This window comes from Antricoccus suffuscus (assembly GCF_003003235.1).
Classification (GTDB): domain Bacteria; phylum Actinomycetota; class Actinomycetes; order Mycobacteriales; family Antricoccaceae; genus Antricoccus; species Antricoccus suffuscus.
Genome location: NZ_PVUE01000016.1, coordinates 47,780 through 74,146, shown reverse-complemented (window position 1 = coordinate 74,146; position 26,367 = coordinate 47,780). Strand labels below are relative to the sequence as shown.

Here is a 26,367-nt window from a genome sequence, read left to right as displayed (position 1 = left end):
TAAATGGCAGGCGCGAGGGTGGATCATGATCACGGAGGACGCGGTGACGACTGACGAGGTCGACCTGATGCGGGCGCTCCATGACGAGCATGCGCCCGCGTTGATGTCGTACGCCCTGCGGTTGTCCGGCGGGGATCAAGGACGCGCTGAGGACATCGTTCAGGAGACCCTGCTACGCGCGTGGCGGCGGCCGGCCGTGCTCGACCAGTCGCAACGATCGGCGCGCGGTTGGCTCTACACGGTGGCGCACAACGTGGCGATCGACCAGTGGCGCGGGCGTAAGGCCAGGCCAGAGATACTCGGCCAAGACCACCTCGAGTCGGCCATCGACGGCACCGACGAGATCGTGCAGGCGTGGGTCGTGCGCGACGCGCTTTCGCGGCTTTCGGCTGCGCATCGCGAAGTGCTCGTCGAGTGTTACTTCGCCGGACGCACCGTTACTCAAGCCGCTGCTCGGATCGGCGTACCGGCGGGCACCGTCAAGTCACGACTGCACTACGCCTTGCACGCTCTGCGGCTGATACTCAACGAGATGGGGTTTGGGCAATGAGCGACAAGTACTCGACGTACGACGCGGCGTACCTCATCGGCGCACTCTCGCCCGAAGATCGGCGCGACTACGAGCAACATCTGATCGGCTGCCCCGACTGCCGTACGGCGCTCGGACAGATTTCCGGCGTGCCAGGACTGCTGACTCGGATGCCCGACATCGACACTCTCACGTCGGACGACGTTCCTCCCGTCCCCGAGTCACTCCTTCCCCGACTACTTGATGCGGTCGAGCGCCGTCGCCGAAGACGCCGCTGGCTCGCTGCGGTCGGCGGAATCGCCGCGGCCGCGTGCCTGGCGCTCGCGCTCGTCGTCGGCCTCGGTCCCCAGCCCCCGGCAGCGCAATTGGCCGCCACTCCGACGTCGTCCGCGATCAGCGCGGCGTCCGGACCGCTCACCGCCTCCGCACAACTCACCGAACGCGCTTGGGGCACGCAGATCAAGCTGCAGTGCATGTATAGCGGCGCAGCGGCGTACCCGCTCGGCCCGTACCGGCTCGTCATCATCGACCCCTCGGGCAGCAACCAGCAGATCGCGACGTGGAACGTCGTACCGGACAAGGAGGCCGTGGTCGAAGCGTCGACCTCCCTGACCAGCGACCAAATCTCGACCCTGGAAGTGCGCACGGCATCCAACATCGTTGTCCTCACACTCACTCCATAACGACCACGGCTATGGCTGGCGATCCCATTCGTCCAAGCCGGGGCGACCCCGAGACGCCATGATGAAACTGTCACGGTAATTGGAGGAAGTCATGTCGGATGTGCTCGTACTCGGTTCAGGCGTCATCGGCCTCACCACAGCGATTGGGCTCGTCGAGGCGGGGCATCAGGTTCTAGTCCGGACCCGCGAGTTGCCAGAAGCGACGACCTCAGCCGTGGCCGGTGCGTTGTGCGGGCCACTCATCCCGTCCGGTGACGAACGGCTGGACCGCTGGGCGCGTACATCGGACAAGCGATTCCGCGAACTTGCCGTGTCCGCGAGCGACGTCGGCGTACGAATTGCCCGCGGCCGGTTGGTCAGCAACTTCGGCGACGAGTTTCCGCCCTGGGCTGCGGACATTCCGGGGTTTGTGCCATGCGCGGGCGAGGACAAACCGGACGGCTACACACTGGCATTCTGGTCGGAACTGCCAATCGTCGACATGCGGATCTATCTCCGCTACTTGACCGATCGGTACGCCGCCGCAGGTGGTCTGCTCGAAGTCAATCCCGTCGCAAGCTTGTCTGAAGCTGCGGCGAGCGCATCGATTGTCGTCAACTGCACCGGCGTAGCGGCGCGTGACCTCGCCGACGATCCGCTCGTGCGGCCGGTCAAAGGGATGCACGTCGTGGTTGCCAACCCCGGAATCGATGACTTCTTCTTCGAGGGCGGCACCGAAGGACAGTGGACGAGCTATGTGTCGCACCGCGACCACGTCCTGCTCGGCGGCATCTCCCTCGAGGGCGATTCGAGTCGGGAGCCGGACCCCGCGGTCGCCGAGCAGATCCGGGCCCGATGCATCCGCATCGAACCACGTCTCGGCGAGGCCGACGTACTTGGCATCGAGGTCGGTAGCCGTCCCGCGCGCGACCCGATCCGGCTCGAAGAAGCCACGATCGGCTCCAGCCGGGTGATCCACCATTACGGACACGGCGGCGTCGGCGTCATGCTTTCCTGGGGCGGCGCCGCCGACGTCGTCGACATGTGCAGGTAGCCTCTCGCCGGGCGGACGCCTCCGCGGAACGGTCATCGATACGGCGCCCGAGGGTAGCGTTAATGGCGATGAAACCCGAGAGCACGACGTACGCCGACCGCACCGAAGCCGGGCGCCTGCTGAGCCAAAAACTCAAGCAGTACGCCGGGCTCGACGATGTGCTCGTGCTGGGGCTTCCGCGCGGCGGCGTGCCAGTTGCCGCGGTCGTCGCGGACGCAATCGGAGCCGCCTTGGACGTGCTGGTCGTACGCAAGTTGGGACTGCCCGAGCAACCCGAACTTGCCATGGGCGCGATTGCTGCCGTCGGTGGTTCGGTCACGATCGTCCGCGACGAGTTTGTGCTTGATCGGGCCCGGGTGACTGAGGCGACCTTCGATGAGGTCTTCCGTGCCGAGCTTGCGGAGCTACGACGCAGGGAAGTTGAGTACCGCGGCGAAAGACTCGCTCCTCCGATTCGAGACCACCGGGTAATCGTCATCGACGACGGACTCGCGACGGGCTCGACGATGCGTGCGGCACTCACCTTGCTCAGGCAACAACACCCGCAAGAGCTGGTCGCAGCGGTGCCGGTGGGCGCTCGCGACTCGCGCGAGATGCTCGATCGGCTAGCCGACAGCGTGCTGTGCCTACACACGCCGGAGCATTTTGGCTCGGTTGGCCGGTGGTACGAGAAGTTTCCACAACTCACCGATCGCGAAGTGCAGCGGTTTCTCACCGGGTCGTAGCGTCCGAATTGCACACCGCGTTGGCCCGAACGAACAAGGAATCACCCCAGTTTGGTGCCGGTCGCACCACGGTTGGTTGCGTCGCACAAAGCTGGTCGACTTCTTCGTATCGCGCGCACGTTGGTCTCGTAGACCGACGCGCTTACGCTTTGTTTTGGGACTTCAATCCCTGCTGGACTTCGGCCCCGCCTTGTCATCCGCGCAGTTTGGTGACACTCCCCCCGAGGGCGGGTGCCGGCCAGTGGATTGCAGTCTCAGCCGGACCACAAGTCCGTGTATGAACTACCCGGCCACTTCGCGCCCCCGAGCGAAGTGCAAGGGTGGATGCGTGACAAACGCAGTAGTGGTCGGCAGTGGGCCTAACGGGCTCACTGCCGCCATCGCCCTCGCCGAGCATGGCATTGATGTCCGGATCCTTGAGTCCCGCCCCACGATTGGCGGCGGCGCCAGATCCAGCGAAAACACGATCCCCGGCCTGATTCACGACGACTGCTCCGCGTTTCACCCGACAGGTGCTGGGTCCCCGGTCATGCAGTCGATGGGCCTGGACGAGTTCGGACTCGAATGGTGCTGGCCGGAAATCGACCTCGCACACCCGCTCGATCATGGCCGCGCGGGCATCCTGTGGCGTGACGTCGACCGTACGGCGCAACGCCTCGGCCCGGACGGCCCGTCGTGGCGACGACTATTCGGTGCACTGGGCCGCGATTTCGACGACCTCGCCGAGGACATTTTCCGCCCCATCGTGCACATCCCGGCGCATCCGTTGAAACTGGCCCGGTTCGGTGCGCGGTCTCTGCTGCCGGCGTCCTTGTTCGTACGCCGCTGGAAAACCCCAGAGGCGCGGGCGCTGTTTGGCGGGGTCGCCGCGCACGCATTCAACCCCCTGACGACGCCGCTATCGAGCTCGGTAGGACTGCTGCTCACCGCCGCGGCGCACGCCTATGGATGGCCGGTCGCTAAAGGAGGGACAGGCGCGATTACCCAGGCCATGGCCAAAAAGCTGACTACCCTCGGCGGCACAATCGAAACCGGTGTCACCGTCCGAGACATTGCCGAACTCGACAATCCAGATATCGTCATGCTCGACACCGCGCCCGATGCCGCGATCCGCATCCTCGGCGATCGGTTGCCGGCACACGTGCGACACGCATACTCACGATTTCGGTACGGACCGGCGGCGTTCAAGGTCGACTTCGCGATCGAAGGCGACGTGCCGTGGACCAACGAACTCGTACGCCGCGCCGGCACCGTCCACGTCGCAGGGGAATTCGCCGAAGTCGCGGACGCGGAGGCCAAGATCGCACGACATGTCATGCCTGCACAACCATTTGTCCTCATCGGACAGCAATATCTCGCCGACCCTTCGCGCTCGGTCGGCGATATAAACCCTCTTTGGGCCTACGCGCATGTCCCGCACGGGTACGCCGGCGACGCGACCGAGGCAATCATCGCGCAGGTGGAGCGGTTCGCCCCAGGTTTTCGTAACCGGATCCGGCACACATTCGTGCGCAGCACGGCTGATCTCGAGGCTTACAACGCCAACTACGTCGGAGGTGACATCAGCGCCGGACGCAACGACGCTCTTCAGATCCTGATGCGGCCACGCATCGCACCGAATCCGTACGCAACCGGGGTTCCCGGGGTGTTTTTGTGCTCATCGGCCAGTCCACCTGGCGGCGGCGTACACGGAATGTGCGGCGCGAACGCCGCTTTGGCGGCCCTCGGGTAGGTTTGACTCGTTCGGGTGCGCGATTAGGGGGCTGGGCGATGACGACGACAGACGACGGTCAGATCAGTTTGGGCGGCGATCCTCCGCCGGAGATCCTCAGACTTGCCGCGCAGGCTGCCGGCAATCTCAACGCGCGCCAGACCGACATCACCGACTCGATGACCGAGCTGCTCGCCGGAATCGAGTATCTCGTCGCCGACCAGCACTTGCGCGATTTGATGCAGGCCAGCATCGAAGGCAACGTCAAGACGATCTTCCACGTGATCGCCAATCAGATCCCCATCGATCATCTGCAGGCTTCGACTGCCGCGGTCGAATATGCGTTGAGGTTGGCGCAGCGCGGCATCTCCGCTAACTCGCTGATTCGCGCTTACCACATGGGCCAGGACAACTTGCTCGCCGCGTTCTTCGACGAGTCACAGCGGCTCGACTGCGATGCCGACCTGAAGGTCGAAGTCATGCATTACGTCTCGAGCGTGCTCTATCAGTACATCGACTGGATCTGCGTCTACCTGCTCGATGTCTACGAGGAGGAGCAACGCCGGTGGAGTACGACGACCGGCAACGTCAGCGCCTCGTTGATCCACAAGATTCTGTCGAATGAGGCGGTCAACGTGGCCACCTTCGCCAAAGAAACCGGCTACTCGCTTGACCAGTTCCACGTGGGCATTGTGCTGTGGACGCCTGGTGCCGACCCGGCGCATGAGGAGGTCATGATGCTCGAGAGATTTGCGCGCGATCTCGCCACTCAGGCTCAGACTTCTTCACCGCCAATCTTCACCGCCATCGATCGAAACACCGGGTGGGCGTGGCTTCCAATGGGCAAGACGGCTAAGACAGTCACGGTGGCGGAGATCGGCGACCTCGTCGAGCGCACCAACGGTGGACGAGTCTCGATCGGGCTCCCCGGCTACGGGGTGTCCGGGTTTCGACGTACTCATGAAGAGGCCGAGGCCACCAAGATCCTCAGCCTTGCGTCGGCGGGTCACGTGCCCAATCCGGTCAGCTACGGCGACCCGGGCGTGGCGATAGTTTCGGTGCTCACCCGAGATCTGGATACCACGCGGTCCTGGATTTATGAGGTGCTCGGCCCGCTCGCCGATAACACCCCTAGTAACGAACGGTTGCGCGAGACCCTGCAATGCTTCCTGCGCACCGGCGGCAGCTACACCCAGTCCTCCGAGCTGCTGCATTTGCATCGAAACTCGGTCAAATACCGAGTCGCCAAGGCGCTCGAAGAACGCGGCCGACCACTGACCGTCGACCGGCTCGACGTCGAGGTGGCACTACAGGCGTGTCAGTTCCTCGGCAGCGCGGTCCTGCACACTGCAAAATAGGAGCTATGAGAGACCGCTCAGGACGTCTACAGATCGCCGCCAACCGCAAGGCACGCCATAACTACGCGATCCTGGACACTTACGAGGCTGGGATCGTACTGGCCGGCACCGAGGTCAAGGCGCTCCGTGAGGGGAAGGCGTCGCTCGTCGACGGGTTCGCCGTGATCGAAAACGACGAAGTCTGGATGTACGGCGTACACATCAGCGAATACTCGCAGGGCACGTGGACCAATCATTCGGCTCGGCGCAAACGCAAACTTCTCCTGCACCGCAGGCAGATCACCAAGTTGAGCCTCGCGCTGCAAGATCATGGCTCCTCACTTATCCCCCTGAGCCTGTACTTCCTCGACGGACTCGCCAAGATCGAGCTCGCGCTCGCCCGCGGCAAGACCGCGTACGACAAGCGGCAGACGCTCGCCGCCCGAGACGCCAACCGCGAGATCGAACGCGCGATGAGCGATCACTTCAAAAAGCGCAACCGTCTCGAACGTCGCGTCCATTAACCTCACGATCCGCGAAAACCTGCCCGACGATCCGCGCAAGTTATAGTCGGTCATGCTTCAGCATCAGCGCACCGGCTCCGGACGACCCATCGTGCTTATCCACGGACTGCTGGGATCACAGCAGATATTCTCGCGAGTCGTGCCGTTGCTGGCCGACGAATACGAAGTCGTCACCGTGGACCTGCCCGGGCATGGTGGAAGTGACCTCCCGGGCGGCGCCAATACGATGTACGACGCTGCCGCCGAGCTTGCCGACATGATTACCGGGCTCAGTCTCACTGACCCGATTGTCGTCGGCCATTCGTGGGGCGGCTACGTCACCGCGGAGCTCATCGCAAGCTTCCCGCACACTTTGAGTGCTGCGGCGATCATCTACTCTCAGCCGTACGCCGACCCACCGGAGAAGCAACAGGCTCGCAGCGAAGCTATCAGCCGATTTGAAAATGAGCCGTGGGAGAGCGTCGTACGCGACTTGTTCCCGGTGTACGTCGCTGACTACGATCCGCCGGAGATCTTTGAAGAGACCGTGCAGATCACCAAGTCTGCGAGCGTGGACGCAGCGCGGTTCGCGCTGATGACAATCCGTGACCGCGCCGACCGCAGCGAAGCAATCCTGGCCCACCCGCATATCCCGGTGCTGTTCGTCAGCGGTACCGACGATCGTTCGATGCCGCCGATCACGCTGCAGGCCCCGCATATCGAGTACGCCGAGACCCGGTCCGGACATATGGGTCCGATGACCGTGCCCGATGAGCTAGTGCAGATACTCAAGGCCTGGATCGCGCGGTCGCCTGCGGCCGGTACGACGTAGACACCAATCTCGGGGTCATCGTCGCTGCGGCGGCGCCTTATGCAGGCGGCATTCCTGCGATACCGGCGATATCTGCTACGAAGTCATCCCACAGGTCCTCGGGCAAGTTGTGGCCCATGCCCGGATAGATCTTGAGTTGCGCTCCTGATACTGCGGCCGCGGTCGCCTCACCCCCGGAAACGCCGATCAACGGGTCGTCGGCGCCGTGGATTACGAGGGTCGGCAACCTCAGCTCACGCAGCGCCGGAGTGCGATCGGAGTCGGCGAAGATGGCGCCCTGCTGACGCGCCGTGCCCGCCGGGTGTGTCGCCCGGTCGAGTGCCTCGACATGCTGCGCGCGGATCTTCGCCGCGTCGAAGACAAACCCGGGCGAGCCGATGACACGGCTGTCCTCGGTGAGCTTGTCGAGCGCCTCCTCCCGGTCTGCCGGCAGCGGCTGCATGAGCCGCGCATTTGCCTCCGGCGTCGCGCGGCCGACCGACCTTTCGCCCGTCGTCGACATAATGGACGTCATCGACAGCACCCGCTCGGGGAAATCGATCGCGATCCGTTGCACGAGCATGCCGCCCATCGACATCCCGACGATGTGTGCGGCCTCGATGCCAAGCCCGTCTAGCAGGCCGACGGCGTCCGCGGCCATGTCCGACAGCGTGTACGCCGCCGTGGACAGATCGCCCTTCAAGATCGCGCGGATATCGGGCAGCGGCCGATCGTCGAAATACGTGGAATGGCCGACGTCGCGGTTGTCGAAGCGGATCACGCGGAAGCCGCGCCGGGCGAACTTGTCGCATAGCTCGGTGCGGTAGCCGATCATTTGCGAGCCGAGTCCGTTGACGAGCAGCAGGGGCTGGCCGTCCTCGGGTCCGCGCACTTCGTAAGCGATCGCGATTCCGTTGCTGGCGAGCGTCTGCTGGCCGGTGCTTGTCATGCGGGCTCCTTTCGTGCCGCATCGAAGCCTACCGTTCGGCGGTGAGGCATAACGGGACGACGATCGCGGCTCGTCACGCGGGGGCGTTGTAGCGCTCGGCGAGGACGTGCTTCTTGATCTTTCCCGTATCGGTAAGCGGCATCTTGTCGACGATCTCGATCAGCGGCACCTTGTAGGTAGCCATATTCTCCTTGCACCATGCCCTGATCGCTTCCGGGTCGGCGGTGGCTCCGTCGGCCAACAAAAGAAACGCGACGGGCATCTCGCCGCGCTTGGGGTCCGGCGTACCGATGACGGCCGCGGCCTCGATGTCCGGATGCTTCGAGAGCAGTACCTCGATCTCGGACGGAAACACGCTCATCCCGTTGACCTTGAGCATCTCCTTGCTTCTGCCGAGGAAATGCAGGCAACCGTCTTCACCGATCTGACCGATATCGCCAGTGTGCAGCCAGCCGTTGCGTAGCGCGGCGGCCGTCGCCTCGGGCTTGTTCCAGTAGCTCGTCAGCAACGATGGCGTCTTGACGCAGATTTCGCCCTCGGCGCCGACCGGAAGCGCTGCTCCGGTTTCGAAGTCGGCGATCTTGAACGCCGTACCCGGCATCGGCAGACCGCAGAAAACCGGTCGCTGGTTCAAGTCGTAGTTGCCGTCTTGGAAACCGTGCACAAACGAGTCGGAGGTGTGCGTCTCGGTCATCCCGTACGCCGCCTCGTGCAGCACGCTCTGCCCACCGACCAGGTCGCGCCATCGGTCACGGAACTCCGGACCCATCTTCGTCACAAACGACATCGCCATCGGCGCAGTGACCGAACTCAGGTCGAAGTCGCCGAACCGAGGATGCTCCATGAGCTCGATGTAGTTGTCGACGGTACCAATCGTGACACCGACGTTGTAGCGGTCGATGCCGGTGAGCACGGCCAGCGGATCCCAGCGCGTCAGCAACACACACGTCGTGCCGGAGTAGACCGGATTGAGCACGCCGACGTTCTCGCCGGCAATCCAGAACACCGGTAGAAAGCTCACGGTCGCGGAGTTTTCGTTTTCACCGAAGAAGCGACTCGACTTGCTCGCCGCGGCGGTATAGAGCATGTGGCGCTGCGTGTGCTCACAGCCCTTCGGCATGCCCGTCGTACCGCCGGTGTAGTTGAGCGCGGCGAGCGCATCCAGGTCGATCTTGGGCCAGGACTCGGGCAACGGCGTCGCGAGTACGTCGGCCCAGCGACCCATTCCGTGCACCGGCGGCACCGCATCGGTAAACCCTGCTGGCAAAGGCATCGACGGTTCGTCAGGCACGAACTCGTCGATCGACGTCGTGACGACCATGCGAAGCGGGGTGCGGTCCTGGACCTTTGCGACCAGCCCGGCTACGGAGTCGAGGGCAAACATGATCTCGGCACCGGAGTCTTCGAGCTCGTAGATCAGCTCCGCCTCTTGGAACATCGGATTGACCGGTACATGCACGCCGCCGGCCTTGAGAATTCCGTAAAAGGCCGCGATGAACTGCGGACAGTTCTGCATCATGACAGCGACCCGGTCACCCCCGACCAGCCCGTTGGCCAAGAGGTACGCCGCGACCTGGTCGCTCTGGCGGTCGAGGTCGGCAAAGGTCATCTCGTAGCCGTAGAAGACGATCGCGATGGCGTCGGGAGTCAGCCGTGCCCGCTCCCGCACATAGTCCGACAGCGGGATCTCGCCCAGTTCGTAAGTCACCTCGCGCGGAACGCTAGCCGGCCAGGACTCCTGCTGACGGCGGGCAATGTCGGCCAGGATCTGCTCTTCTGACTGTGTTGCGTGCTGTTCCACGTGTTCCTGGACCCCCTGGTTGCGCGTCTCGTCGAGTGTCATTAACCGATCCTTCTCGTTTGGATTGCAATACTCGCCGCAGTATTACTACCAGGCGTCAATCAGCGGGTTCGAGTGACTATTGGTCCACTTTCCCTTTTCCACATCACCAAGCGACAGCGTCAGCAACCGGCGAGTGTCGGCCGGATCGATGACATCGTCGATCTCCAGGTGAGTTGCAGTGTTGATGCCCCCGCCCCACTCATACATCCCGTCGACGAGTTCCTGGTAGCGCGTCTCGCGCTCGCCGGGATCGTCGATCGCTTCGAGTTCCTTGCGGAACCCCAATCGCACGGCGCCTTCCAGCCCCATTCCGCCGAACTCCGATGTCGGCCAGGCCAAGCCGATCATTGGCACGAAGGTACTCGCACCGCCCATCGCCATGCCACCCAGGCCGTAGCACTTGCGCAGCACGACCATCGCGATCGGAACGGACGCATTGCCTCCGCGTAAGAACATTCTGCTCATGTGACGCACACTCGCCGTCTTTTCCGAGTCGGGACCGACCATGAAGCCGGGGGTGTCGCACAGCGAGACGATCGGGATACCGAAAACATCGCACAACTGGATAAAGCGGGCGGCTTTGTCGGACCCGTCCGAGTCGATCGCGCCGCCGAGCACCTTCGGGTTGTTGGCGATAACCCCGACGGCGCGGCCTTCGAGACGCGCGAGCGCCGTGACGATCGTCGTACCGAACTTCGGTCGCAGCTCTAGCACCGAGTCCACGTCGAACAGCAACTCGATGGCTTGGCGTACGTCGTACACCCGCTTGCGGTTCTCGGGGATGACGTGCCGCAACAGCCGTTGGTCGTGCGCCTGGAAGTCGGGCAGGTCGCCCTGGAAGTAGGAGAGGTACTTCTTGGCGACGTCGACGGCCTCGTCCTCGTCCTCGACCTCGATATCGACGACGCCATTGTGAGTCTGTACGTCGATCGGGCCGATCTCCTCCGGCGCGAACACCCCTAGGCCACCGCCTTCGATCATCGCCGGGCCACCCATGCCGATGTTGGAGTCGGAGGTCGCAATGACGACATCGCAGACACCCAACATCGCGGCGTTGCCGGCAAAGCAGCGGCCCGACGTGATACCGACGAATGGGACCGTTCCGCTGAGCTTGCCGAGCCACAGCCAGGAGGGGTTGCTTAGTCCGGACACCTTGTCCGGATCGACGTCGCCCGGGCGGCCGCCGCCGCCTTCGCAGAACAAGATCACCGGGTGCTGCTGGCGATACGCGACATCGAAGATGCGGTCGGTCTTCTTGTGGTTCCAGTAGCCCTGGGTGCCTGCCAATACCGTGTAGTCATACGCGAACACCGCGCACATCGACTTTTCGCGGCCGAACGTCGCTTCACCCACCCGCGCGAGTCCGGTGACCAACCCATCGGCGGGGGTGTTCTCGATGAGGTCATCGAGGCTACGACGCTTGCGCTGCGCGGCAATTACCAGCGAGTTGTACTCGACGAAAGTGCCAGGGTCGACCAGGCGCTCGACGTTTTCGCGGACGGTCCGTTTGCCCAGCTTGTGCCGCTTCTCCACCGCACGCGGCCGATTTTCGTCCCAGAGAAACTTCTTACGCTCGATGAGCGCGTTGAGATCGGGTCGGATGTAGTCCGGGTCGATCTGCCGCTGTTCGGCCGTATCACCACCGGAGGCGTTGCGCGGCTCGTAAGCCACCACGATCGCGTTGGCATCCACGACATCGCCCGTGCTCGTATAGATCTCGCGCACCTCACCGGCTTCGGGCGCCGCGATGACGTGCTGCATCTTCATCGACTCCAAGACCAGCAATGTCTGACCGGCGCGTACGGTGTCGCCGGGAGCCACATCGACCGACACGACGGCGCCGCTCATCGGCGACTCGACACCGATCACGCCTTCGGGCACCGCGACCGCCGCGTGCGTGACTTGCCCGGTAGCCGCGTGGTCGGCGAACAGGGCCGGTGCGACCGGTACGGCCTCAAGAAGCGTTTGGATGTTGCTGTCAACGAAGTTAGTCCGCGCCGTACCGCTGCGGAATTCGGCCGAGCGGAGGATGGCACGCTGCAAGCTGATGTTGGTTTCAACACCGCTGATCTGCGACTCGGCAAGGGCGCGGTCGGCGATGGCCGCGACACTCTCGAAGTCATCCAGGTTGCTGTGCACGATCAACTTCGCCAGCAGCGAATCGAACCGCGGATTGACGCTGTAGCCGGCGTACGCGTTGGCGTCGGCCCGGATGCCGCGGCCGGACGCGAGATGGAAGGCGCTGATACGACCCGTTTGCGGGATCGTCGTACCATCCTGCTGCATGATTTCGGCGTTGAGCCGGACCTGTACGGCGTAGCCCCGAGGCTCCGGAATCTGCTCCTGCTCGAGGCCGAGATCATCGAGCGTAAGTCCGCAGCAGACCTGGATCTGCGCGCGGACCAAGTCGAGACCGGTCACTTCCTCGGTGACGGTGTGCTCGACCTGTAGTCGCGGATTGGTCTCCATGAAGTAGTAGTCGCCGTCCTCGCCGACGAGGAACTCGACCGTCGCGAGGCCGCGGTAGTTGAGAGCTCCGGCCAACCGCTTGGCGGCGTACAGAATGCGCTGGCGCAGTTCGGCATCGACGATTCGTGACGGCGCGATCTCGATCAGCTTCTGGTTGCGTCGCTGGATGCTGCAGTCTCGGTCCCAGATGTGGCTGACTGCCCCCGTGCCGTCGCCGATCAACTGCACCTCGATGTGCTGCGCGCTCGGGAGCAGCTGCTCTATATAGACGTCGGGTGACCCAAACGCACCCTGCGCCTCGGCGGCGCAGAGGTCGTACGCCGCCTCAAGCTCGTCGAGCCGTCGTACGATCCGCATCCCGCGGCCGCCGCCACCGGCGACCGCCTTAATCAGGGCGGCAACCTTGCCCTCGGTAAAGGCGGCGCCCAGCCCGTCGATGAAATCGCGCATCTGCTCTTTGGTCGCGGCGTGCGGCGTACCGGGCAGGATCGGGACATCATGCGCCAACGCGAGCGCCCGAGCCTTGCTCTTGTCGCCGAACTCCTCAAGTACGTCGGCCGCAGGGCCGACAAACACGATTCCGTGCTTTTCGCAGGCGCGCGCGAAGTCTGCGTTCTCGCTGAGGAACCCGTAACCGGGATGGATGTGGCTTGCACCGATCTCGACCGCGCGCCGCACGATCTGTTCACCGTCGAGGTACGCCGACGGCCCGCTGCCGTCGAGCGCGACTATCTCATCGCAGTGCCGCAAATGAAGCGAGTCGCCATCGTCGGCCGAATGGATCCCGACCGAACGCAGGCCCAGTCCCGCGACGGCGCGAGCGACGCGCGTCGCGACCTCTCCGCGGTTAGCAATCAGTACTTTCGAAATCGACGTCATGTTTTGGTTGCTCCCCGGTTGGTGATTACGTAACGCTCCTCCTAGGAATCTACCGACCACGCCGCGCCCTCCCAACGCCCATCGAAGCCTCGAATTAACCCCTCAAATCCCGTGGTTAATTTGCGGCCTTAGAATCACGAACATCCCTTTAGCGTCGGCAATGCCGCTCGCTTTGCATGTCGCACACGCGCGAATTGACAGATTACATCTCGGAAACATCGCGACGGTACGGGTCCGTTCGTTACAGAAACTAAACATCCCTCCGGCGTACGTTTGCGATATCACGCGGATGCACTCCGGCCTCCTCTCGCTGGCCCGGTGCGATCAGCAGACCTCACGAGAGGAAGTGTGCTCAGTGACTACGACTTCTGAACGTCCCGCCGCGCCCGCGGAGCCTGACAAAAAGGGCAACTGGCTGTGGGACCGCAAGCTCTACAGCTATCCCAGAGGACCGCACAGATACTTCTTGCTAGCACTCTCCGTGCTCGCAACGATCGTTCTCTACATCGAGAACTATGCACTTGGTGGCGTCTCAACACTGCTGTCCGAGCAACTGGGGATCTCGTTTATCTACCTCGTAACGATGCTCGCCATCGTCAATCTGATTGGCGCGTTCGGATCGCTGGTCGCGGGTATCGGCGACCGCCTCGGCCGGGCCAACATGGTCATTTGGGGTCTGCTGCTCGTCGGCCTCCTCACCACGTTCGTCGTACCAGCCGTCACCAACAAACTCGTGCTAGGCATCATCCTGGCGATAATCGGCTTCGTCGAGGGCATGCTTTTGGTTGCGACCCCCGCCCTGGTCCGCGACTACAGCCCGCAGGTCGGCCGCGCGGCCGCGATGGGCATCTGGAACGTCGGTCCGGTGGCCGGCTCACTCGTCGTCGCGATCATCGCTTCCGCGACCCTTGAGCACTTCCACAACCACTGGACCAGCCAGTTCGTCATCGCCGGCATCATCGGCCTGGTCATGTTCGTGCTCGCGCTGCTGTTCCTGAAGGAACTGTCCCCGAAGTTGCGCGACCAGTTGATGGTCGACCCTAAAGACCGCGAGCTGATCGAGGCCCGTGCGGCGAGCGGCCAAGTCGCCGTCAACTTGCATAAGCCGTTCCGGCAGATGTGGAAGGCCGACATCATCTGGCCGTCGGTCGGCTTCGGCACGCTGCTGCTGCTCTACTTCACCCTCGTCGGGTTTTCACCGGTGCTCTACGCGACGGCATTCGGCTTCAACGCCAGCCAAGCAAACGGCATTGCGGCCTGGGCATGGGGCGCCAATGTCGTGGTCACTGTCCTCATCGGGTTCTTGTTCGACTGGAGCAAGATCCGCAAGCCGTGGATCCTTATCGGCTGCGTGCTGACGATCATCTTCGAGTTGATCTTGCTGTTCAACATGAACACGGCATTGAGCTTCACTCAGCTGTCGGTCATCATGGCGTTCATGTCCGGTTCGTTCGGATTTGCCGCTGTCGCGTTCTACGCCGCCTTCACCGAGACAGTCGAGGAGCGCAACCCCGCGCTGATGGCGACCGGCCTCGCGATCTGGGGCTGGATCATCCGGGTTATCGCGTTCATCTCGTTCCTGATCATTCCGCACATCGTGACCTCGGCGACGACACTGCTCGAAGCGGCGACGCAACCTAAAGCCGCCGTCGCGAAGGCCGCGATTGATGTCCATGGCGAGTGGCAGACCTGGCTATGGATCTGCGTCGCAGGTACCGTTTTCTTCATGATCGTGACCCCGCTGCTGCGCGGTCCATGGAGTCCAAAGAAGGCCCGGGAATTGCTCGCAGCGCACGATCGGAGGAGCGCCGAAGAGCTCGCGGAGATACGCTCGAGCACGCGCTAATCACGCACGCACGAGAAGAGCGGTGCTGCCACGGGGATCCGTGGCGAGCACCGCTCTCTTCGTGCGGAGTGCTTATTCGACGTCGGCGAACTTCGGTGCGCGCTTCGCCATGCCCGCGGCGACCGACTCACGCTGATTCGGCGTGCCGATCAGCGCCTTGATCGCGACCTGCTCGGCGTCGAGCTGCTCCTCGACGCTCACTCGACCGGACGACTCAAGGAGCTCCTTCGCCAGCCGTACGGCGTGCGGGTTACGCGTGTTGATCTCGGCAGCCAACTCGAGGGCGGCCTTGTGCGGGTCGTCGGAAAGCCGCGTCACCAGTCCGATGCGATCGGCTTCCTCGCCGCTGATGATCCGCGCCGTATACGTCAGTTCCTTAGCGACGTCGCGCCCAACCAACTCGGGCAGGATCGTCGTGCCGATCATGTCGGGGATGAGTCCCCACTTCGTCTCCATGACCGACAGCTTCGCGTCCGGTGTCGCGATCCGGATATCGGCACCGAGCGCGATTTGAAGACCGCCACCAAGCGCGTAGCCGTGAACTGCTGCAATGACCGGGACGGGCAGGTCGATCCAGACGTACGCCGCCTGCTGGCCCTTTGCCTTGGCGGGTCCGACCGGCTCGATCCCGTCCAGATCGCGCGCCTTTGCCGTGCCGTCGCCCATGCCGCTAAGTCGGCTCGCGTCGAGTCCGGCGCAGAACGACCGCCCTTCACCGGAGATGACCACGACGCGCACCGTCGGGTCGTTCTTCAGCTTCTTACCGGTCTCGATGAGCGCGTCGAACATCGCGTCGTCGAGAGCGTTCATCTTGTCCGCGCGCACCATACGTACGTCGGCGATTCCGTCGGTGACCGTGTAGGTCACGCGCTCCTCAGTTGGAATATCAGTCGTCTCAGTCATTAACGCAGTATGCCTAACGCGTTATTGCCGCCGCCGTTGCCCTATGACCAGACGCCGACGGAGCCAGAATCGACCAGCGCCTTGATCTCGTCGTCGCTGTAGCCCAGGTCCTTGAGTACGTCGACCGAGTGCTCACCGTTGAGCGGCGGAGCCGAGTCGACCTTGTACGGCGCGCCGTACAGCATGGGGTTGCGGACCTGCGGGATCGGACCGGTGATCGGATGCACCGAAGTCTGCTGCATTCCGCGATGCACGACCTGCTCGTCGTTGAACACGTCCGCAAGGTCGTTGATCGGCCCGCACGGCACGCCAACTGCTTCAAGGCCTTTGCCCCACTCGTCCCGGCTGCGGGTCTGCATGATCTCCGCAACGATCGGCCGCAGCTCCTCGCGGTGGGCGACCCGGCCCGCGTTCTTCGCGAACCGTTCGTCCGCGGCAACGTCCGGGCGGCCCGCGAACTCGCAGAACTTGGCAAACTGTGAGTCGTTAGCGACCGCGAGAATCATGAACCCGTCCGAGGTCGGGAAGACTTCGTACGGCGCGATCGTCGGATGCGCGTTACCGAACCGCTTAGACGGAACGCCGGTCATCAGGTAGTTCTGAGCGTGGTTGGCGTTGATCGCGACGGCGACGTCGAGCAACGCGAAATCGATGTACTGGCCCTCGTTGGTCCGGCCGCGCTGGAACAGCGCGCCGAGGACTGCCGAGGTGGCATACAGGCCCGTGGAAATGTCCATCACCGATATCCCGCAACGCAGCGGTTCGGCACCGGGCCGGCCATCCGGCTGCCCCGTATAGCTCATCAGGCCACCGGCGCCCTGGAAGACGAAGTCATAGCCGGGCTTTGGCGCCATGGGTCCGGTCTGGCCGTAGCCGGTGATCGAGCAGTAGATCAGGCGTGGGTTGATCTTCTTCAGATCTTCGTAGCCGAGGCCATACCGGTTCAGCGTGCCGGCCTTGTAGTTTTCGACGAGGATGTCGGCTTCTTTGGCCATCCGCCTGATGATCTCGAGGCCGTCGGGACTGGAGAAGTCCACGGCTAGCGAGCGCTTCCCACGGTTGCCGGCGGCGAAGTACGACGAGAACCCGTGCTCGGGTCCGGTGCCCTCGGGGTACGGCGGGCCCCAGCTTCGCGTGTCATCGCCACCCTTGGGGTTCTCGACCTTGATGACGTCCGCGCCGAGGTCGGCGAGGTTCTGTGTGCACCACGGACCAGCAAGAATCCGGGACAGATCCAGAACCTTGACGCCTTCGAGTGCTCGTTCCAGCACGGTTAACCACCTATCAATCGAGTTGCTGCTTCAATATTTACCGGTTCCTCAGTGAGGAGCAGTTCGACCATCTCGGCATCCTCGGGGGTCGCCGTCGGGTTGAACGGGTCGACAGGCGTGATCCAGTGGTCGACGACCTGCCTTGCTAAAAGTAGCCTGCGTGCATCACCGGCCTGTCGGGCTATCTGCGCACCCTCCGTCGCGAGAAGTACGGCGCTCACGACGTGGTAGGTCAACGTCGAGACAATCCGGAAGTTCTGCTCCTGATCCGGGTCATGCGCGCACCGGTCGAGAGCCGCAAAAGCCTTGTCCACCAGGCCATGCAGCTCGACGTTGAACGTAGCCGGCACCTCGGACTCATCGAGAAGTTCGCGCAGCCGATCGGCGAGCACCTTGTGCGCACCCTCGCGGGCGACGGCGCGCCCGACGGTATCGATCGCGTTGATGTTGGTCGTACCTTCCCAGATCGGCCCGATCTGCGCATCCCGGAAGATCCGCGCGTTGGACCAGTCTTCGATGTAGCCGTTGCCACCGCGCAGCTCGATCGTCGTACTCGCAGCTTCAACGAGGTCGCGACACACTCGCAGCTTGATCAGCGGCGTGAGGATTCTCAGCAAGTCCTCCTCGCCCGCGTCCATCGCCTGCGCCGTGAACATCGTCATCGACAGCGCCTGCTCGGACGGCACCATGAGTTTCATCAACTGGCGGCGCAGCAGCGGAAACTCGATGATTCCCTTACCGAACGCATTGCGGCTACGCGCCACGGCGAGCGCCTCGGTGACGCAGCGTCGTAGCCGACCAGCAGCGCGAACGGCATGGGAGAGCCGGGACAGGTTCACTTGCGCCATGGCCTGCTTGATCCCGTTGTGCGGATCACCAAGCAGGTAGGCGATCGCGCCGTTGAGTTTGATCTCGCCGCTGGCCATCGAGCGAGTGCCCAGCTTGTCTTTCAGCCGCACGATCCGATAAGAGTTGCGGGTGCCGTCCTCAAGAGTTTTCGGCAGCACGAACAGGCTCAGGCCCTTGGTCCCGGACGGCCCGTCGTGCCGCCGCGCGATGATGATGCAGGCGTCGGCATCGGTGTGCGAACAGAACCATTTATCGCCGGTGAGAGTCCATCGCTCGACACCGTCCTCGTCGACGTCGTACGGCGTAGCGACGGTCTCGGCCGCACCGACATCGGAGCCGCCAGCGGTCTCAGTGAGGAACTGCGACCCACGCCAATACGTGTCGACGTCCTGGGACAGCATCCGCGGCAGTAGCCGGGCCTGTAATTGGGGACTCCCGTAATTGCGGATCAGATAGATCGTCGTGTCCCCCGCGCTAATCGGGCACATGATCCCGTACTCCGCCTCGCAGAAGAGGTACTGCAGAGCATATTTCGCGGTGTGCGGGGCCACGCCGTCCAAGCCAAGAACTCCGGGCCGATGCGTCATTGCGTGCAGGCCGAACTCGCCGAAGCCGATCTGCTCCATCTCGCGGTACGCCGGATGGTATTCGATCCAGTCCTCGTCACGGCCGAATCGATCGCGTTGATGCAGCACGGGCGGGTTCTTGTCCGCCGCCTCCGCCAATTCATCCAGGCGCCCGCCGGCCAGTTCCCCCAGCCGCTCGAAATGCGGCCTTAGGTGCTGGTACGCCGCGGCGTCCAACCGTAACGGCAAAACCGACTGAAATGACCGATCGGACATGAAGAAGTTCTGTCCACGCACATCGAGCGCGATGTCTTTAGTACTCACAGCTGGTGCCTCATACTTTCCCCTTATATACCGATTGCACGCACAGACGGTGAACCTCAGTCTTGCGGCCGCAGCACAACCTTGCCGATGACCTTGCGCGCGGAGACGCGCTCGAGCGCCAGAGCAAAATCATCAAGACCGAAGGTGCTGTCCGTCACCGGACGCAGCTTGCCTTCGCCAAACCACGCAAACATTTCCTCAAACGCGCGACGTACGTCGTCCTCGACGCCCGACGGAGGAAGGACGCGTGCCCAGCCCATGTAGTAGCCCCAGTAGAGCCCGACGACAGTCACGTTCTTCACAAGCAGGATGTTTGCCGGAATCTCGGGAATGTCGCCACTGGCGAACCCCATGGGGATGAGCCGGCCGTCCGGCGCGACGCAGCGCAGCGACTCATCGAATGTCGCGCCCCCAACGGGGTCGAAGATGACGTCCGCACCACGATTGTGAGTGGCTTCGAGGACTTGTTCCCGGAAGCCGCCAGCACGGTAGTTGATGGTCAGGTCGGCTCCATGGGACCGCGCAGTTGCGAGTTTCTCTTCCGATCCGGCGGTCGCGATCACTTGTGCACCAAGGGCTTTGCCGATCTCCACAGCCGCCAGACCGCTCGCGCCAGCCGCACCGTGCACGAGCAGCGTCTCGCCGTTCTGTAGCGGCGCGCGCCAGACTAGCGACGCGTACGCCGTCGCGTAGATCGTCGAGAAGTGCACCGCCGAGTCGAAGTCGATGGCATCCGGTAGCGCAAAAACGGTGCGCGCCGGTACGACGACCTGCTGCGCGAATCCGCCGGTCTGCAGTCCGGCGACGACCCGGTCGCCGGGCGCGAACCGCGTGACATCGTCCCCGACCTCAACGACGATCCCGGCTACCTCGGTGCCGGGCGTGAACGGTGGCTCCGCCCGGTTCTGGTGCTTTCCCTTGAGTACCAGTAGGTTTGCGAAGCTGACCCCGGATGAGTGCACCTCGATTCGTACGCCACCGGCGATCATCGCAGGCGCAGGAACCGTCTCGACGATGGTTTGTTCTGGCCGGTCAAAGCCGTGACACACCACGGCCCGCATCGTCTCGCTCATCTACTGCGCCCCGTCTTTTGTTCCGTGCCTGCCCGCTCCGGCAGCGAACCGCGCCGCTCCGCCCTGCGCCTCGACCAGCTTGGCTTCACGAGCCAGCAGATCCTCCTGCTCGAGTGCCGCGGTGATGTCCATGCCGTCCTGCGCGTACGCCGACTGCCGGTCCGAACGCATCGCGATCTCGGGGAACTGTGCGATCTGCGCGGCGAGCTCCTCGGCTTCGCGGCGGGCGGCGCCTGGTGCGACGACGCGTGTCGCCAGTCCCATCGCCGCCGCCTCGTCGGCCGCAACTATTCGGGCCGTCAGCAGCATGTCCAGCGCGCGGCCGGTGCCGATCAGCCGTGGCAGGCGGACCGTCGTACCGTCGCTCATCGGCACGCCCCACCTACGCGACAACACGGCGAACGAAGAAGTCATCTCCGCGACTCGCAGGTCGCACCACAGTGCGAGACCCAGCCCGCCGGCGCAGGCATGACCGGCGACAGCGGCGATGACCGGCTTAATCAGTGGGCGTGAGAGCGGTCCGTCTGCTCCGGCCCACGCGTCGTACACGGTGCCGGAGGCGAGCTCTTTGAGATCCGCACCGGCGCAAAACGCGCCACCAGATCCCCAGAGCACGGCGACCTTTGCCTCATCGTCAGTCTCGAACGCGCGCAACGACTCGCCTAGTTCAAGGACGGCTTCGCGGTCGAGCGCGTTTCGCACCTCGGGTCGGTTGATGATGATGGTCGTGACGGGACCTGCGGTCTCCACCAGAATTTTTTTGCTCATGCGCGAGACACCTCGGAGTGGGCAATAAGTACGTCGGACTCAACCGCGGGCAGGAAGGCATGTACGGCGAACCGCGCGATCTCGCCGGCAAGCGCGGCGCGATCCTGGGCCGTTTCGTTGTCGCGCGGCTGGTACCACCGCGACGTCCAGTTCAGGGCCCCGAACAGCGGTTTGACCACAATCCGCGGATCCACGTCGCGGAACTCACCGCGCGCCACCCCGTCCGCGATGACCTCGATATAGAGACGTTCATGAGCGTCACGCAGTTCGGTAATCGCATCCAGCTCGATACGCTCGGCCTGCGACGTGCGCACGCTCAGGTGCAACTCGAGTCCCTGACCGGCGACTCGCAGGTAACCGATGTCCTCCATCATCAGCTTCGAATGCGCGAATGCCATGGACTCCAGCCGATCTCGCGCATTGCCGTCGGAGTGTGCGAGCGGTTCGATGGCGGCCTGGAGAAGCTCCATGGCACGTCGCTGCACCGCAAAAAACAGGCTCGTCTTACTGCGGAAGTGGTAGTACAAGGTGCCTTTTGTCGCGCCGAGCGCCTCGCTGATGTCATCGAGCGAGGTCGCCGCGAAACCCAGGCGCATGAAGACCGAGGCTGCCGCATCGAGGATCGCTAGCCTTTTGTCCTCAACTGGCGCCATCGGCGAACTCCTTGCGAATCGCCTCGCCGTGCTCCCCGACCGCAGGTGCCGGTCCCAGCACGCGTGGCTCGCCGCGGAACTGCACCGGCGGCGCGACCAAGTTAGCGTGTCCGTGCTCGGTCGTGATCGTCGTACGACGCAACTGTGGGTGGACCGATAGTCCGGTGACGTCGTTGACCGAGGCAAACGCCAGCTTGGCCTCGTGCAACGCGCTGCGGAAGTCGTCCGGCACGATGGTCGCAAACGCCGCGCACAGCTTCTTGTTGAGCTCCTCGCGGCGCGCGGACCGCTGCGGGTTGGTCGCGAACGACGGGTCATCGGCCAGCTCGGGAAGACCAAGTACGTCGAGTGCCAGCCGGCGCCACTCTCGGTCGCTCTGGATCGAGATCAGCACGGTCTCTTCTTCGCCCACCTCGCCACCGACCGGATAGGCACCGTACGGCGCGATCGTCGCATGCGCGAGCCCCACTCGCGGAAAGATCGTCCCGGCATAGTCGTAATGCAGCAGCGGCACGGTCATCCAGTCGGCCATCGCGTCGAACAGCGAGACGTGAAGAGCGCTCCCTTCGCCGGTGATCCCACGCTTGATGATCGCTTCGAGAATCGCCGCATGGGCGTACATTCCGGTGCCAACGTCAGCCGCCGAGACTCCGACCCGCCCGGGGGCGTCCGGCGTACCGGTCACCGAGGCGACGCCGCTCTCGGCCTGCACGAGCAGGTCGTACGCGCGCATCGCGGCGTACGGACCTTCCTCGCCGTACCCGGTGATATCGCAGGTGATCAGCCGCGGATATTTCGCGCGCAGCTCTTCCCACCCGAAGCCGGCCCTCTTCGCTGCACCGGGGCCGAGGTTTTGGACCAGTACGTCGGCGGTCGCAAGTATCCGCTGCAGGAGTGCGGCATCGGCGGGGTCGGAATAGTCCAGCACGATCGACTCTTTACCGCGGTTGAGCCACACAAAGTAGGCACTGTCGCCCTCAACAACAGAGTCGTAGTCGCGGGCGAAGTCACCGCCCGGTGGGCGTTCGACCTTGATCACCCGTGCGCCAGCGTCAGCCAGTCGCGAGGTGAGGTATGGCGCCGCGACCGCCTGCTCGATCGCGACAACAACAAGTCCGTCAAGTGGCAAAGTCACTTCTACTCCAAGCGCGCGACGGTAGGTCCATCGACATACTACTGGGTATCATGTCTTAGTTTCACTCGGAGTCTTGCCTCGGCGAGTAGGTCGCCCCGCGCCGTGCCGTGTCTCAGCCGCCAGGTGCGCCGCCGCCCAACGGGACCGGCAGTGGACGGCGCGGGTCGATCGTCGACTTCGTGTTGAAGAACTGGTCTAATACTGTCGTCTTGCCGTCGAGCGTCTTCTGAAGTGTGATCCCGTCGATATTGATCCGGGCTTGGCGCACACTTTCGGGGCCTATCTGCATCCAGAAGGGCCGCGAGGCATCGACATTGAAGAAGTACTGGAATCCTTCGGTCCCGTGCAAGAAGGCGAACTTCGGATTCGCGTTGGAGTACGGCGTGACGCTAGAGATGTCGGCGCCGAACGGGTAGATCAGCTCATGGGTGTCACCGACGATGGGCCGGACTTCGGTATCCCACAGCTTCGCATCCGTCGTGATCCAGCCGAGACTGCTTTTGGTCATGTTGATGTGGCCCCACGTGTGGGAGGCGAAGTTCCATCCTTCTGCCTTCAGCGCGTCGGCCACCACTTTTGCCTGAGCCTGCGCGTTCTTGGTGGCGGGGGTGTCGCCGTAGCTTTTCACGCTGGACCGGTAGCCAAGTACCCCGTTATATCCAGTGAGCCCGATCGAGCCCTTGTCACCGCGATAGGCGAAGTCGGGGTGCTGCCGGACAAAATCGTCGACGATCGGCACGACGTCATAGTTACCCTCGGTCGTTTTCCCTGCGGCGTCGGTGTAGGTGTTGACGACCTTTCCGTCGCCGTTCACGACGAGGTTGGTGGCGAACCCGTGGCCGTCCATGTATTCGTAGTAGCTCAGGTCATCCAGGCTGAGCACCAATGGTTTCTTGCCCGGCGGAAGCACGATCGGGATTGGCGTCATTTTCCCGCCCGGACCCAACGTGGCAATTCGCTGGGGGTGGATCAAAACGAAGCCGTTGGCGTAGATCTGCTGCAGCTGTTTGGTGAACTCCGAAACAGTCACCATGTACTGGCTGAACCCGACGCTCTGGCTGCCGCCGAACGCGCGGGCAGGGTCGACGATGAGAGAGTGATAGAAGATGTGCGGGATCGTGGTGTTGTCCGGCCACGCGACCGCCTGGGCCTTGGCCGCCTGCACGCTGGCGAGCTCAGACTGCGCCGCCGCGCTATCGAGGCTAGAAAGCGTGGCGACCGCCGCGTCGTAGTCGTACTGGGCAGCCTGTAGTTTCGCCGTGGCGATCAGATCCTCGTCCCCTGATACTGCCGACGAGGACGGCGCGGCAGCCTCCGACGACCGCGGGCCCTTGGTCTCCTGGCTGCGTGCAGTGCAAGCCACGACGAGGAACACGGTCAGCGCTAGCGGCAGCGCGCGAAGCCACAGCGACGAGTTCCGCAGTCGTCTCGATGTGCGCTCTAGCGGGTTACCCATGACTGTCCTAACTGTCGCGAGATGTCGCAAGAAGCGGCCCAGGTGCCATCTCTCGACCGGGTTCGGGAACCACTATTCCTTGTCACGCTGGCTAGGCCCGTGGTTGGTGGGCGTGTCGGAAAGGATTGGGAGCCCCTTCCGGCTGATGATCCTTTGGTGGTGGCCGAGCTCGCGCCGTCGGGCCAGACCAACGTCTCGATAACGTGATCCGAAGGTCTTCTATGTTTAACTTGCAACTAAACGTCTGCCGAATCTCGTGACTACGGAGCCGCCATATGAGCAACGACAATCCCACGAACACCCTCGACCTGCGCTCGCTCGTCAAAAGCACCGGCGAGGTCGAGGTTTCGCTGATCGAGACGCCGATCGGATCACCGGAAGAAAACGAGGTCGTCGTACAGATCGAGGCCTCGCCGATCAACCCGTCCGACCTCGGTCTGCTGCTCGCAGCCGCCGACCTGTCGACCGCACAGGCAACCGGTACGCCGGAGCGCCCCGTGGTCACCGCGAAAATCCCGGAAGCCGCCATGCGCGGGTTCGGCGCGCGACTGGACCAGTCACTGCCTGTCGGCAACGAAGGCGCCGGCACGGTGGTCGCTGCTGGGAGTTCGCCTGCGGCGCAGGACCTCTTAGGTAAGAAGGTCTCGCTGCTCGGCGGCGGGATGTATACGACGTATCGGCGTGTGAACGTCGCCGCGTGCATGCCGTTGCCCGACGACGCGAGTGCCGCCGACGGCGCCTCGTCCTACGTCAACCCGCTCACCGCGCTCGGTATGACCGAGACGATGCGCCGCGAAGGGCACACCGCACTGGTGCACACGGCCGCCGCATCCAACCTCGGCCAGATGCTCAACAAGATCTGCATCAAGGACGGAATCGCGCTGGTCAACATCGTGCGCAAGCCCGAGCAGGAGAAACTCCTGCGCGAAATCGGCGCAACCCATGTCTGCGACAGCAGCTCGCCGACGTTTATGAAAGACCTGATCGATGCTCTGGTGGAGACCGGAGCGACGATTGCGTTCGACGCCATTGGCGGCGGCAAACTGGCCGGGCAAATCCTCACCGCCATGGAGGCAGCGGCGGTCCAGAAAGAAGACGGCTACAGCCGTTACGGGTCATCGACGTTCAAGCAGGTCTACATCTACGGCGGCCTCAACCGCGGCCCGACAGAGTTCAACCGAGCGTTCGGCATGTCCTGGAGCATGGGCGGCTGGCTACTCATGCCGTTCCTGCAGAAAATCGGCGACGAGGACACGCGCCGCTTGAAGGAGCGGGTATCGGCCGAGCTGAAGACCACCTTCGCCAGCCACTACACCAAAGAGGTCTCGCTGCAGGAAGCACTGCAGCTGGACGCGATCGCGGCGTACGCCAAGCACTCAACCGGCGAGAAGTACCTGATCAACCCCGCGTCGTCGGCCGGCTAGAACTCCATCCCCGCGTCGGCACCCATCTGCATCGTCGTACTCGCCCCGTCGAGTGACTCGCGGATGATGTCGGCGTGGCCGGCATGCTGCGCCGTTTCCCGAATGACATGCAGCAGGATGTAGCGCGCCGACCACCACTGCCGCTGCGGCGACCACGGCGCGGTCGGCAGCGGCACAAGTACGTCGAGGTCCGGGATCTGCGCGATGAACTGCGAGGTCGCCCGCGCTACCTCGGCGTACCGCTCGAGCAATACCGCAAGAGTGTCGCCGTCGGACATGATGTATTGCTCCGCCGCGCCCTCCATGTCGAACTCGGCGTTTTCGTCCGGTTCGGCGATCGTCTTGATCCAGTGACGTTCGGTGTCCATAACGTGGCTGACGAGCCCGCCAAGGGTCAGATCGCTGGCGCTGGGCTTGGCGCGGGCCTGATCGTCGTTCAACCCACGCACCGTGATGAGGAAGTTGTGGCGCTGATCGTCGAGCATCCGCACGAGATCAGCGCGCTCGCCGGAGAGGGTGGTTTCGGTGGACTCGGTCATGTCGACTCCTAATGCTTGATGGATATCGACACCTTAGAACCACTGACCGACAAATTCTGACGACCTTCGCCCGACCACATTTGTACCG

22 protein-coding genes are annotated in these 26,367 nt (G+C 63.6%); 10 read left to right on the top strand and 12 right to left on the bottom strand.

Translation table 11 applies throughout. The annotated features are described in order from the left end of the window. The first annotated feature begins 25 nt into the window (after positions 1-25). From CLV47_RS16550 to CLV47_RS16515, 8 genes are all read left to right on the top strand, one after another. Entirely contained in the window at positions 26-550 is a 525-nt protein-coding gene (locus CLV47_RS16550) for a sigma-70 family RNA polymerase sigma factor (RefSeq protein WP_106350166.1), read from the top strand. Then, positions 547-1,212: an anti-sigma factor family protein gene (locus CLV47_RS16545; RefSeq protein ID WP_106350165.1), complete on the top strand. Its 666-nt coding sequence runs from the start codon at positions 547-549 to the stop codon at positions 1,210-1,212. The genes CLV47_RS16550 and CLV47_RS16545 overlap by 4 nt, the downstream gene beginning before the upstream one ends. A gap of 91 nt (positions 1,213-1,303) precedes the next feature. Further along, positions 1,304-2,245 (top strand): FAD-dependent oxidoreductase, encoded by a 942-nt coding sequence (locus tag CLV47_RS16540; RefSeq protein WP_106350164.1) that lies wholly within the window; start codon positions 1,304-1,306, stop codon positions 2,243-2,245. 62 nt (positions 2,246-2,307) lie between these two features. Beyond that, complete coding sequence (locus CLV47_RS16535; protein ID WP_238145479.1) at positions 2,308-2,970, top strand: phosphoribosyltransferase; 663 nt, start codon at positions 2,308-2,310, stop codon at positions 2,968-2,970. A gap of 328 nt (positions 2,971-3,298) precedes the next feature. Next, a complete protein-coding gene (locus CLV47_RS16530) occupies positions 3,299-4,702 on the top strand; it encodes a phytoene desaturase family protein (protein WP_106350163.1) in 1,404 nt (467 codons plus the stop codon). A gap of 38 nt (positions 4,703-4,740) precedes the next feature. Next, the gene (locus CLV47_RS16525; protein ID WP_106350162.1) at positions 4,741-6,039 is read left to right on the top strand and encodes a PucR family transcriptional regulator; all 1,299 of its coding nucleotides are present in this window, start codon (positions 4,741-4,743) and stop codon (positions 6,037-6,039) included. A 5-nt stretch (positions 6,040-6,044) separates the two neighbouring features. Next, positions 6,045-6,542: an SsrA-binding protein SmpB gene (gene smpB, locus CLV47_RS16520; RefSeq protein ID WP_106350161.1), complete on the top strand. Its 498-nt coding sequence runs from the start codon at positions 6,045-6,047 to the stop codon at positions 6,540-6,542. Positions 6,543-6,594: 52 nt separating this feature from the next. Then, positions 6,595-7,353 (top strand): alpha/beta fold hydrolase, encoded by a 759-nt coding sequence (locus CLV47_RS16515; protein WP_106350160.1) that lies wholly within the window; start codon positions 6,595-6,597, stop codon positions 7,351-7,353. 37 nt (positions 7,354-7,390) lie between these two features. Here the strand turns inward: CLV47_RS16515 and CLV47_RS16510 are convergent, their stop codons facing one another. The 3 genes from CLV47_RS16510 to CLV47_RS16500 form a co-directional block, all read right to left on the bottom strand. Then, positions 7,391-8,281 carry an alpha/beta fold hydrolase gene (locus tag CLV47_RS16510; protein WP_106350159.1) on the bottom strand — a complete coding sequence of 297 codons (891 nt, stop codon included), beginning with the start codon at positions 8,279-8,281 and terminating at the stop codon, positions 7,391-7,393. Between the two features lie 73 nt (positions 8,282-8,354). Next, positions 8,355-10,124: an AMP-binding protein gene (locus CLV47_RS16505; RefSeq protein ID WP_106350158.1), complete on the bottom strand. Its 1,770-nt coding sequence runs from the start codon at positions 10,122-10,124 to the stop codon at positions 8,355-8,357. Between the two features lie 45 nt (positions 10,125-10,169). After that, entirely contained in the window at positions 10,170-13,472 is a 3,303-nt protein-coding gene (locus CLV47_RS16500) for a carboxyl transferase domain-containing protein (RefSeq protein WP_106350157.1), read from the bottom strand. Between the two features lie 355 nt (positions 13,473-13,827). Between CLV47_RS16500 and CLV47_RS16495 the strand changes: the two genes are divergently transcribed. Then, complete coding sequence (locus CLV47_RS16495; protein ID WP_170111120.1) at positions 13,828-15,318, top strand: MFS transporter; 1,491 nt, start codon at positions 13,828-13,830, stop codon at positions 15,316-15,318. Positions 15,319-15,390: 72 nt separating this feature from the next. On the opposite strand, the gene CLV47_RS16490 is transcribed toward CLV47_RS16495, so the two are convergent. From CLV47_RS16490 to CLV47_RS16455, 8 genes are all read right to left on the bottom strand, one after another. Then, positions 15,391-16,221, bottom strand: a complete 831-nt coding sequence (locus tag CLV47_RS16490; protein ID WP_106350155.1) for a crotonase/enoyl-CoA hydratase family protein — start codon at positions 16,219-16,221, stop codon at positions 15,391-15,393. Between the two features lie 41 nt (positions 16,222-16,262). Further along, positions 16,263-17,492 (bottom strand): CaiB/BaiF CoA transferase family protein, encoded by a 1,230-nt coding sequence (locus CLV47_RS16485; protein ID WP_177557564.1) that lies wholly within the window; start codon positions 17,490-17,492, stop codon positions 16,263-16,265. Between the two features lie 2 nt (positions 17,493-17,494). Continuing rightward, positions 17,495-19,231 carry an acyl-CoA dehydrogenase family protein gene (locus CLV47_RS16480; RefSeq protein WP_202862646.1) on the bottom strand — a complete coding sequence of 579 codons (1,737 nt, stop codon included), beginning with the start codon at positions 19,229-19,231 and terminating at the stop codon, positions 17,495-17,497. A 56-nt stretch (positions 19,232-19,287) separates the two neighbouring features. Further along, the gene (locus CLV47_RS16475) at positions 19,288-20,304 is read right to left on the bottom strand and encodes an NADPH:quinone oxidoreductase family protein (protein ID WP_202862645.1); all 1,017 of its coding nucleotides are present in this window, start codon (positions 20,302-20,304) and stop codon (positions 19,288-19,290) included. Continuing rightward, positions 20,305-21,072: a crotonase/enoyl-CoA hydratase family protein gene (locus CLV47_RS16470; protein WP_106350154.1), complete on the bottom strand. Its 768-nt coding sequence runs from the start codon at positions 21,070-21,072 to the stop codon at positions 20,305-20,307. Next, complete coding sequence (locus CLV47_RS16465; protein WP_106350153.1) at positions 21,069-21,725, bottom strand: TetR/AcrR family transcriptional regulator; 657 nt, start codon at positions 21,723-21,725, stop codon at positions 21,069-21,071. The genes CLV47_RS16470 and CLV47_RS16465 overlap by 4 nt, the downstream gene beginning before the upstream one ends. Then, complete coding sequence (locus CLV47_RS16460) at positions 21,712-22,860, bottom strand: CaiB/BaiF CoA transferase family protein (RefSeq protein ID WP_106350152.1); 1,149 nt, start codon at positions 22,858-22,860, stop codon at positions 21,712-21,714. Before CLV47_RS16460 ends, CLV47_RS16465 begins: the two co-directional genes overlap by 14 nt. Before the next feature lie 112 nt (positions 22,861-22,972). After that, on the bottom strand, positions 22,973-24,316 hold the full coding sequence (locus CLV47_RS16455; RefSeq protein WP_106350151.1) for a polysaccharide deacetylase family protein: 1,344 nt from the start codon (positions 24,314-24,316) through the stop codon (positions 22,973-22,975). A 275-nt stretch (positions 24,317-24,591) separates the two neighbouring features. On the opposite strand from CLV47_RS16455, the gene CLV47_RS16450 reads away from it, so the two are divergent. Continuing rightward, entirely contained in the window at positions 24,592-25,740 is a 1,149-nt protein-coding gene (locus CLV47_RS16450; RefSeq protein ID WP_106350150.1) for a zinc-binding dehydrogenase, read from the top strand. On the opposite strand, the gene CLV47_RS16445 is transcribed toward CLV47_RS16450, so the two are convergent. Then, positions 25,737-26,279, bottom strand: a complete 543-nt coding sequence (locus CLV47_RS16445; protein ID WP_106350149.1) for a DinB family protein — start codon at positions 26,277-26,279, stop codon at positions 25,737-25,739. The two genes, CLV47_RS16450 and CLV47_RS16445, sit on opposite strands and share 4 nt — an antisense overlap. Positions 26,280-26,367: the final 88 nt, after the last annotated feature.

Excerpts from the sequence above, each read along its gene's own strand:
- CLV47_RS16525 (WP_106350162.1), top strand. The coding sequence starts at position 4,741 with ATGACGACGACAGACGACGGTCAGATCAGTTTGGGCGGCGATCCTCCG.
- CLV47_RS16545 (WP_106350165.1), top strand. The coding sequence starts at position 547 with ATGAGCGACAAGTACTCGACGTACGACGCGGCGTACCTCATCGGCGCA.
- CLV47_RS16470 (WP_106350154.1), bottom strand. The coding sequence starts at position 21,072 with ATGAGCAAAAAAATTCTGGTGGAGACCGCAGGTCCCGTCACGACCATC.
- CLV47_RS16515 (WP_106350160.1), top strand. The coding sequence starts at position 6,595 with ATGCTTCAGCATCAGCGCACCGGCTCCGGACGACCCATCGTGCTTATC.
- CLV47_RS16540 (WP_106350164.1), top strand. The coding sequence starts at position 1,304 with ATGTCGGATGTGCTCGTACTCGGTTCAGGCGTCATCGGCCTCACCACA.
- CLV47_RS16505 (WP_106350158.1), bottom strand. The coding sequence starts at position 10,124 with ATGACACTCGACGAGACGCGCAACCAGGGGGTCCAGGAACACGTGGAA.
- CLV47_RS16475 (WP_202862645.1), bottom strand. The coding sequence starts at position 20,304 with ATGAGCGAGACGATGCGGGCCGTGGTGTGTCACGGCTTTGACCGGCCA.
- CLV47_RS16535 (WP_238145479.1), top strand. The coding sequence starts at position 2,308 with ATGGCGATGAAACCCGAGAGCACGACGTACGCCGACCGCACCGAAGCC.
- CLV47_RS16465 (WP_106350153.1), bottom strand. The coding sequence starts at position 21,725 with ATGGCGCCAGTTGAGGACAAAAGGCTAGCGATCCTCGATGCGGCAGCC.
- CLV47_RS16510 (WP_106350159.1), bottom strand. The coding sequence starts at position 8,281 with ATGACAAGCACCGGCCAGCAGACGCTCGCCAGCAACGGAATCGCGATC.
- CLV47_RS16490 (WP_106350155.1), bottom strand. The coding sequence starts at position 16,221 with ATGACTGAGACGACTGATATTCCAACTGAGGAGCGCGTGACCTACACG.
- smpB (WP_106350161.1), top strand. The coding sequence starts at position 6,045 with ATGAGAGACCGCTCAGGACGTCTACAGATCGCCGCCAACCGCAAGGCA.
- CLV47_RS16550 (WP_106350166.1), top strand. The coding sequence starts at position 26 with ATGATCACGGAGGACGCGGTGACGACTGACGAGGTCGACCTGATGCGG.
- CLV47_RS16500 (WP_106350157.1), bottom strand. The coding sequence starts at position 13,472 with ATGACGTCGATTTCGAAAGTACTGATTGCTAACCGCGGAGAGGTCGCG.
- CLV47_RS16450 (WP_106350150.1), top strand. The coding sequence starts at position 24,592 with ATGAGCAACGACAATCCCACGAACACCCTCGACCTGCGCTCGCTCGTC.
- CLV47_RS16455 (WP_106350151.1), bottom strand. The coding sequence starts at position 24,316 with ATGGGTAACCCGCTAGAGCGCACATCGAGACGACTGCGGAACTCGTCG.
- CLV47_RS16445 (WP_106350149.1), bottom strand. The coding sequence starts at position 26,279 with ATGACCGAGTCCACCGAAACCACCCTCTCCGGCGAGCGCGCTGATCTC.